This is a genomic window from Streptomyces sp. NPDC001868, from assembly GCF_040297125.1.
Taxonomy (GTDB): Bacteria; Actinomycetota; Actinomycetes; order Streptomycetales; family Streptomycetaceae; genus Streptomyces.
Genome location: NZ_JBEOYO010000119.1, coordinates 1 through 8,001, shown reverse-complemented (window position 1 = coordinate 8,001; position 8,001 = coordinate 1). Strand labels below are relative to the sequence as shown.

At 68.7% G+C, this 8,001-nt stretch carries 6 protein-coding genes; 4 read left to right on the top strand and 2 right to left on the bottom strand.

All coding sequences use genetic code 11. The annotated features are described in order from the left end of the window. Nucleotides 1-264: 264 nt before the first annotated feature. Nucleotides 265-2,091, bottom strand: a complete 1,827-nt coding sequence (locus tag ABT147_RS46835) for a phosphoenolpyruvate carboxykinase (GTP) (protein WP_351418616.1) — start codon at nucleotides 2,089-2,091, stop codon at nucleotides 265-267. Between the two features lie 385 nt (nucleotides 2,092-2,476). Here ABT147_RS46835 and trhA point away from each other — a divergent pair, with 385 nt between their 5' ends. From trhA to ABT147_RS46815, 4 genes are all read left to right on the top strand, one after another. Beyond that, nucleotides 2,477-3,235: a PAQR family membrane homeostasis protein TrhA gene (gene trhA, locus ABT147_RS46830; protein WP_351418613.1), complete on the top strand. Its 759-nt coding sequence runs from the start codon at nucleotides 2,477-2,479 to the stop codon at nucleotides 3,233-3,235. A gap of 150 nt (nucleotides 3,236-3,385) precedes the next feature. Further along, nucleotides 3,386-5,116: an MFS transporter gene (locus ABT147_RS46825; RefSeq protein ID WP_351418611.1), complete on the top strand. Its 1,731-nt coding sequence runs from the start codon at nucleotides 3,386-3,388 to the stop codon at nucleotides 5,114-5,116. Nucleotides 5,117-5,120: 4 nt separating this feature from the next. Then, nucleotides 5,121-5,804, top strand: coding sequence for a TetR/AcrR family transcriptional regulator (locus ABT147_RS46820; protein ID WP_351418608.1), 684 nt, complete (start codon nucleotides 5,121-5,123; stop codon nucleotides 5,802-5,804). A 33-nt stretch (nucleotides 5,805-5,837) separates the two neighbouring features. Next, nucleotides 5,838-6,563 (top strand): Mut7-C RNAse domain-containing protein, encoded by a 726-nt coding sequence (locus ABT147_RS46815; RefSeq protein WP_351418606.1) that lies wholly within the window; start codon nucleotides 5,838-5,840, stop codon nucleotides 6,561-6,563. A gap of 1,087 nt (nucleotides 6,564-7,650) precedes the next feature. Here the strand turns inward: ABT147_RS46815 and ABT147_RS46810 are convergent. Further along, nucleotides 7,651-8,001 (bottom strand): IS3 family transposase (locus ABT147_RS46810; protein WP_351418603.1); only part of this gene is annotated, 351 nt, incomplete at its 5' end.

The following is an 8,001-nucleotide window of genomic DNA, read 5'->3' as shown; positions in this document are numbered from 1 at the left end:
CGGGTCCGGTGGGGGCTGGTCGCGCAGTTCCCCGCGCCCCTGAAAAAGCAGGGGCTGCGCCCCGTGCTTTTTCAACGGCCCGCAGGGGCCGTTGCCTTGAGGGGGCGCGGGGAACTGTGCGAGAAGCCCCACGCACCCGCACCCGTCAACGAAACCCACACCCCCGAGCCATCAGGCGCACAAAAAACCCGCGACCGGCCAAGGTGACATCGCTGGTCAGGGCAACCCCATACCCGGCCGGTCGCGGAGCGGAAAGGCGGAGCCTCAGCCCAGCCGGCTCACCAACGCCCGGTACTCGTCCCACAACTCCTTCGGCGTGTGATCACCGAAGGTGTTGAGGTGCTCGGGCACGAGCGCGGCCTCCTCCCGCCACACCTCCTTGTCGACGGTCAGCAGGAAGTCGAGGTCGGAGGAGGACAGGTCCAGCCCCTCCGTGTCGAGCGCGCCCGGCGCCGGGAGGATGCCGATCGGCGTCTCCACCCCCTCCGCCTTGCCGTCCAGCCGGTCCACGATCCACTTCAGCACCCGGCTGTTCTCACCGAACCCGGGCCACACGAACTTGCCCGCGTCGTTCTTCCGGAACCAGTTGACGTAGTAGATCTTCGGCAGCTTGGCCTGGTCCTTGCCCTTGGCGACATCGATCCAGTGGCCCATGTAGTCGCCCATGTTGTAGCCGCAGAAGGGCAGCATCGCGAACGGGTCGCGGCGCAGTTCACCGACCTTGCCCTCGGCGGCGGCGGTCTTCTCGGACGCCACGTTCGCGCCGAGGAAGACACCGTGGTTCCAGTCGAAGGACTCGGTCACCAGCGGCACCGCCGTGGCGCGACGCCCGCCGAAGAGGATCGCCGAGATCGGGACACCCTTGGGGTCCTCCCACTCGGGCGCGATGATCGGGCACTGCGAGGCGGGCACGGTGAAGCGGGCGTTGGGGTGGGCGGCCGGCGCCTCGGCACCCGGCGTCCAGTCGTTGCCCTTCCAGTCGGTGAGGTGCGCCGGAGTCTCCTCCGTCATCCCCTCCCACCACACGTCGCCGTCGTCCGTGAGCGCCACGTTCGTGAAGACGGAGTTGCCCCACAGCGTCTTCATCGCGTTGGCGTTGGTGTGCTCACCGGTGCCGGGCGCGACGCCGAAGAACCCGGCCTCGGGGTTGATGGCGTAGAGCTGCCCGTCCTCACCGAAGCGCATCCACGCGATGTCGTCGCCGATGGTCTCGACGGTCCAGCCCCGGACGGTCGGCTCCAGCATCGCGAGGTTCGTCTTGCCGCAGGCCGACGGGAACGCCGCCGCCACGTACTTGGACTCGCCCTGCGGCGGGGTCAGTTTGAGGATGAGCATGTGCTCGGCGAGCCAGCCCTCGTCGCGCGCCATCACCGACGCGATCCGCAGCGCGTAGCACTTCTTGCCGAGCAGCGCGTTGCCGCCGTACCCGGAGCCGTACGACCAGATCTCGCGGCTCTCGGGGAAGTGGGAGATGTACTTGGTGCTGTTGCAGGGCCAGGGGACGTCCTCCTGACCCTCCTCCAGCGGGGCGCCCAGCGTGTGCACGGCCTTCACGAAGAAGCCCTCGGAGCCCAGTTCGTCCAGCACCGGCTGTCCCATACGGGTCATCGTGCGCATGGAGACGGCGACGTACGCGGAGTCCGTGATCTCGACGCCGATGGCGGAGAGCGGCGAGCCCAGCGGGCCCATGCAGAACGGGACGACGTACATCGTGCGGCCGCGCATCGAGCCGCGGAACAGGCCCTTCTCGCCCTGGAAGATGTCCCGCATCTCGGCGGGGGCCTTCCAGTGGTTGGTCGGGCCCGCGTCCTCTTCCTTCTCCGAGCAGATGAAGGTGCGGTCCTCGACCCGGGCGACATCGGTCGGGTCGGACGCGGCGTAGTAGGAGTTCGGGCGCTTGATCGGGTCGAGTTTCCGGAAGGTGCCCTTCTCGACGAGCTCCCCGCACAGGCGCTCGTACTCGGCCTCGGATCCATCGCACCAGACCACGTTGTCCGGCTCGGTCAGTTCGGCGATCTCGTTCACCCACGCCGCGAGTTCTCGGTGGGTGGTCGGGACGGTTGAAGGGGGAGCCGCGATGTCGCGCGCCACGATTGCTCCTAAATGAGGGATTTTTTGTTGGAGGCCCCGTGGGGGCTGCGACCCGGATGCTTCACGGATTCGATCATGAGAATCGATCACGGGGATCGGTCTAATCGATCTATGGGCGCTCATCCGGTGCCGACCGCACTCATTTGATCATCCGACGGGAGTGCCCATATGTCCAGAGGGCCTCACACGTGAGCATCGTGACCATCGCCACTCACCCGTTTTCACCCGAGAGGTTTCCGTCCGTCACCGCCGCTTCACCGCGGGTATCCGAATACGCGCCCGGGTATCCCCCTCGAGGGCACCGCGTGAGACCATGGCCACTTCCGACGGCGCGAACATCCCGCTCGGTCCCGTAAGTTACGGGTCCGTAGGTACGATGGAGGGCATGACAGCGCCCGTCCCCGATGCGCACGCGGAGACACCGGCCGACGGCCGTCCTTCCGACGCGCGATCCCTGCCGCATCAGATCGCCGACCAGATCACCGACGAGTTCCACCAGATCGCCGGGGAGATCAAGCCCAAGCTCCGGGGCTGGCTGCACCTCGGCATGTTCCCGGCCGTGCTCGTCGCGGGCCTGGTGCTCACCGCCCTCGCGGACTCCACCCGCGGACGCATCGCCTGCGGAATCTTCGCCCTCACGGCCTGCCTGCTGTTCGGCGTGAGCGCGCTGTACCACCGGGGCACCTGGAGTCCGCGCATGGACGGCATCCTGCGCCGACTGGATCACGCCAACATCTTCCTGATCATCGCGGGCTCCTACACCCCGCTCACCATGCTGCTGCTGCCGGGCGCCAAGGGGCAGTGGCTGCTGTGGGGCATCTGGGGAGCGGCGGTCGCGGGCATCGCCTTCCGGGTCTTCTGGGTCGGCGCCCCGCGCTGGCTCTACACCCCCTGCTACATCGCGATGGGCTGGGCGGCCGTCTTCTTCCTGCCCGACTTCATGCGCACGGGCGGCATCGCCGTCCTCGTCCTGGTGATCGTCGGCGGCCTCCTCTACAGCGCCGGCGGAGTCATCTACGGCCTCAAGCGCCCTGACCCGTCACCGCGCTGGTTCGGCTTCCACGAGGTCTTCCACTCCTTCACGCTCGCGGCCTTCGTCGTGCACTACGTGGGGATCTCGATGGTGGCGTACCAGCACGCGTAACCCTCCGGGACGACCGGACGCAGCCCACTCCAGTGGCCGTGGCTACCAAGCCGCGGCCACTTTCGCGTACCCGCTCTTCGCGTACCCGCTCACGGAATGAGCGGGCACCACAGTTGACACTCACTACCTTTTGAGAGTTACTCTCATTTCATGGTAGCTGTCACTAACTCTGTCATCGATCCCTTAGGGGCCCGGCCCGACCCCCGCCGCTGGTGGGCCCTCGGCGCCCTGGTCGCGAGCATGCTGACGCTCGGCTTCGACATGACGATCCTGAACGTGGCGTTGCCGACGATGGCCGAGCAGCTGGGCGCCACCACCGGTGAACTGCAGTGGATGGCGGACGCGTACATCGTCGTCTTCGCGGCCCTGATGCTCCCGGCGGGACTGTTGGGCGACCGCTTCGGCAGGCGGCGGATGCTGATCGTCGGGCTCGGCGTCTTCCTGGCCGGATCGCTGGTGGGCGCACTGGCCCAGGACGTGAACGCGGTCGTCGCGGCCCGCGCCGTCATGGGCGTCGGCGCCGCGCTGGTCACCCCGCTCGCCCTCTCGGTACTGCCCTCGCTCTTCGCCCCCGACGAGCGCACCAAGGCCGTCGGCATCGTCTCGGCGGGCTCCATGCTCGGCCTGCCGCTCGGCCCGATCATCGGCGGCTGGCTCCTCAACCACTTCTGGTGGGGCTCGGTCTTCCTGATCAACGTACCCATGGCGGCGATCGGCGTCGCCGCCTGCGTCTTCCTCCTGCCCGAGACCCGGGACCCCGCCTCCCCCCGCGTGGACACCGTCTCCACGGCCCTCACCGCGGCCGGCCTCGGCGCCCTCATCTACGCGATCATCGAGGCCCCCACCCGGGGCTGGGGCGACCCGCTGGTGCTCGGCTTGTTCGCCGGGGCCGTAGTCCTCATCACCACTCTGGTGCTGCGCGAACGGCGGTCCGCGCGCCCCATGCTGGACATGGGTCTGCTGGCCCACCGCGGCTTCCTCTTCAACACGCTCGCCGCGACCCTCGTCATGTTCGTCCTGTCCGGCCTGCTGTTCGTCCTGCCGCCGTACCTCCAGGCGGTCCTCGGCCATGACGCCCTGGGCACCGGCGTACGACTGCTGCCGCTGATGGGCGGCCTGCTGGTCGGCGCACGGGCCGCGCAGCCGCTCGTCGACCGGCTCGGTTCCCGGGCGGTGGTCAGCGCCGGGCTGGTGGTGCTGGCCTTCGCCGGATTTCTCGGCAGCCGTACGACGGTCGACTCCGGCTACGGCTTCACGGCGCTGTGGCTGTCGTTCGCCGGGGCCGGGTTCGGGCTGGCGATGGTGCCCGCGATGTCCGGCGCGCTCGGCACCCTGCCCACGGACCGGGCAGGCAGCGGCTCAGGGCTGCTGATGACCCTGCGCCAGGTGGGCAGCGCGATCGGTATCGCCCTGCTGGGCAGCCTGCTCGCGGGCGTGTTCCGGGACCGCCTCGACGTCACAGGCCTGCCGGCCGCGGCGGCCGACACCGCCGGAGACTCGGTGGTCGCGGCCCACCTGATCGCCGAACGGACGGGCACGGCCGATCTCCTGACCTCCGCGAACGCCTCGTACGTCCACGGCATGGGCGTGGTGCTGCTGGTGTGCGGCGCCGCGGCCCTGGTCGCGGCACTCCCGGCGGCGGCGTTCCTGTCGAACGCCCCGTCGGGCCGGGACACGCCGAACGCACCGTCCGAGGAAGGCACACCCGACGAAGGCACACCCGAGGACGGTCCGTCTGACGAAGGCACGCCCGAGGACGGCACGCCCGACGAAGGCACATCCGACGAAGGCACGCCCGACCCGCCGTCGGCCCCGGGCGCCGGGAGCGGGCGGAGCACCGGCCCTGACCTGGCCACGTCCAAGTCCGATGCCCGACAATGACCGCATGACGGCCGCACGCCCCACCACCCCCACCACCTCCACCACTCCTGCCACATCCGCCACTCCCGCCACTCCCGCCACTCCCGCCGATCGCCCTCAGCTCGGTCTCCGCGAGCGCAAGAAGATCAAGACCCGCGAAGCGATCCGCACCGCGACCTACGCACTCGTCCGGGAGCAGGGCTACGACGCCACGACGATCGAGCAGATCGCCGACCGGGCGGAGGTCTCGCCGTCGACCGTCTTCCGCTACTTCCCGACCAAGGAGGACATCGTCCTCACCGACGAGTACGACCCGATCCTCCTGGAGGAACTACGGGCCCGCCCGGCGGACGAACCCTGGCCGGACGCCATCCGCCACGTGATGCGGGAGGCCGTCCGCACGGGCGTGGAGGAGGACATGGAGGTCGCACGGCTACGGACCCACCTCATGGTCCAGATCCCCGCCGTCCGCTCCCGCATGATGGAGAGCATGTCGGTCACCGGCCGTATGCTCTGCACGGCCATCGCCGAACGCACCGGCCGGGACCCGGAGAGCCTGGAGGTACGGGTCTACGCGATGTCCCTCATCGGCGGCCTGATGGAAACGTCCCTGTACTGGGCCGAGAACAACCACCAGGACGACTTCGCCGCCCTCGTCGACCGCACCCTGATCACCCTCCAACACGGCCTGCCGACGGAAAACCCCTGAGCCCGCCCCCCTCCCCCATGCCATCCTGACCAGGTGAAACCCGCCGAGATCCACATCGAAGTCGCCCCCGAACTGGCCCTGTTCGTCCCCCACGTCCGCCGCGGCGGCGCGACCCCCCTGGCCACCGACGGGGTCTCGACACTGGGCCACGTCGTGGAGTCCCTGGGCATCCCGCTGACGGAGGTGGGCGCGCTGGTCGTGAACGACCGTGTGGCCCCGGTCTCCCACATCCCGAGCGCCGGCGAGTCGGTCGTCGTACGCCCGGTGCCCCGCCCCCAACAGGTCCCGGGCGCCCCCCTCCGTTTCCTCCTCGACGTCCACCTGGGCACTCTCGCCCGCCGCCTGCGCCTCCTGGGCGTGGACGCGGCCTACGAGTCGACCGACATCGGCGACCCGGCCCTGGCGACGCAGTCCGCCACCGAACAACGCGTGATGCTCAGCCGCGACCGAGGCCTGCTCCGCCGACGGGAGCTGTGGGCCGGGGCATACATCTACAGCACCCACCCGGAGGACCAACTCCGAGACGTCCTGGACCGATTCGCCCCCGACCTCCACCCCTGGACCCGATGCACAGCCTGCAACGGCCTCCTGAAGCCGGCGACGAAGGAGGAGGTCGCGGACCGTCTGGAGGGCGGGACGGAACGGTCGTACGACGTGTTCGCGCAGTGCGGTGACTGCGGGCGGGCGTACTGGAAGGGCGCGCACCACGAGCAGTTGGAGGCGATCGTGCGGGAGGCGTTGAGGATGCGTACGGGCTGAACCGGGGCGCGGGACCGGCCGACAAGGCGCGCTCGACGTGCCGGACCTCGGAAGGGTAGACCGGGTTGTACACGACGGGTATGTGCGCTCGGTCGCCCACCCTTCCTCCGACCGACTGGCGATCTCGACCACGGTCGCCTCGGCCCTGATCCCGTGCTCGCGAAGATTCCGCCCGTCAGGTACTCCTGACCGGCCGCCCATCCCATGCCCCCGGCGATGATGCCGAACGTCAGAAAACCCCCGGGGATCCGATTGGCGTCGCTGATGACGTCCAGGATGAGTACGACTGTCTCATCGCTCCCCTCGGCGCTGCTTGAAGACAGGTCGGCGGAGTCTCACTGGCGAGGCAAGACATGCCTGCCGTCCGAGTGTCCCGCCCACCGTCGCAACTTCCTGGTGACCTGGGCCTTGTGAAGGCGGCTTGCCGAGGCTTCGCTCGGGCTCGTCATGAACGCCGTGATAGGGGTCCATCGCTTACCCCCCTTGCGAGCCGTCCATCTGACGGCGGGGAAGTCCGTGATCTCTGTGATGCGCTCTCGCGCGATCACCCGTGTGCGCAGGTAGCCGCGGATCGAGAGTCTTTCGCGCTCACACGTCACACCGAGCCGGTATCCCCTCACGGCGAGGATCGCGAACCCAATCACAACGAAACAGGCCGTGAGCCGCGAGAAGCCGGTACTGGCTTGTGCTGCGTAGGCCACAGCAGCGGCCGCCGGGACGGCTCCGAGGCTGCTGTTCGCAAGACGGTTCAACATCGGTGGCGATAGCTCCACGACGCTCCTCGTCTGTGCCGGTGCCTGCCAGGTGGCAGCGTACTGGTACCTCAGCTTGGGAAGCTCGTGTGCCGTGTGGGTGGGAAGTCGGCTGACCTGCGGCGGAACGGTGGCGGCACCTGATGCCCACGGCCTGCGTTCCCCGGTGTTCCCCGTGGCTTCCGGCACAACCTGGCACGGTTCTGGCACGTGCGCCTGGAGTGCCGGTCGTAGGAACAAGAGCGCTGTCAGTGGCGGCTGTTAGCTTCCGTGGCAGAGATGAGGCGGTTCGCTGTTCTCACCGTGAGGTTCCCCCGCTGCGCGGGAGTGGCTGACTAGCAGGTCAGGGCGGGTTGACGTGGTTTCAGGTTCACTGGTTCGGCCGCTGCCTGGTCGGCGTAGTGCTTCTCCTCGAACTCGATAGGGCTGAGGTAGCCGAGCCGCTTCTGGATGCGGCGGGGGTTATAGAAGCCGTCGATGTACTCGAAGAGCGCGAGATTCGCCTCGGCCTTGGTTGCGAAGACGCGGCCGCGGATGCACTCGGTCTTGATCAGCATCCACAGGTTCTCCGCCAGGGCATTGTCGAAGGAATCGCCGACCGAGCCCATGGACGCCTGAACTCCTGCTCTGACCAGGCGTGTTGTGAGCTTGATAGATGTGTATTGCGTGCCGTGATCGGCATGGTG

Coding starts and splice junctions, on each gene's coding strand:
- trhA (WP_351418613.1), top strand. CDS start 2,477: ATGACAGCGCCCGTCCCCGATGCGCACGCGGAGACACCGGCCGACGGC.
- ABT147_RS46825 (WP_351418611.1), top strand. CDS start 3,386: ATGGTAGCTGTCACTAACTCTGTCATCGATCCCTTAGGGGCCCGGCCC.
- ABT147_RS46820 (WP_351418608.1), top strand. CDS start 5,121: ATGACGGCCGCACGCCCCACCACCCCCACCACCTCCACCACTCCTGCC.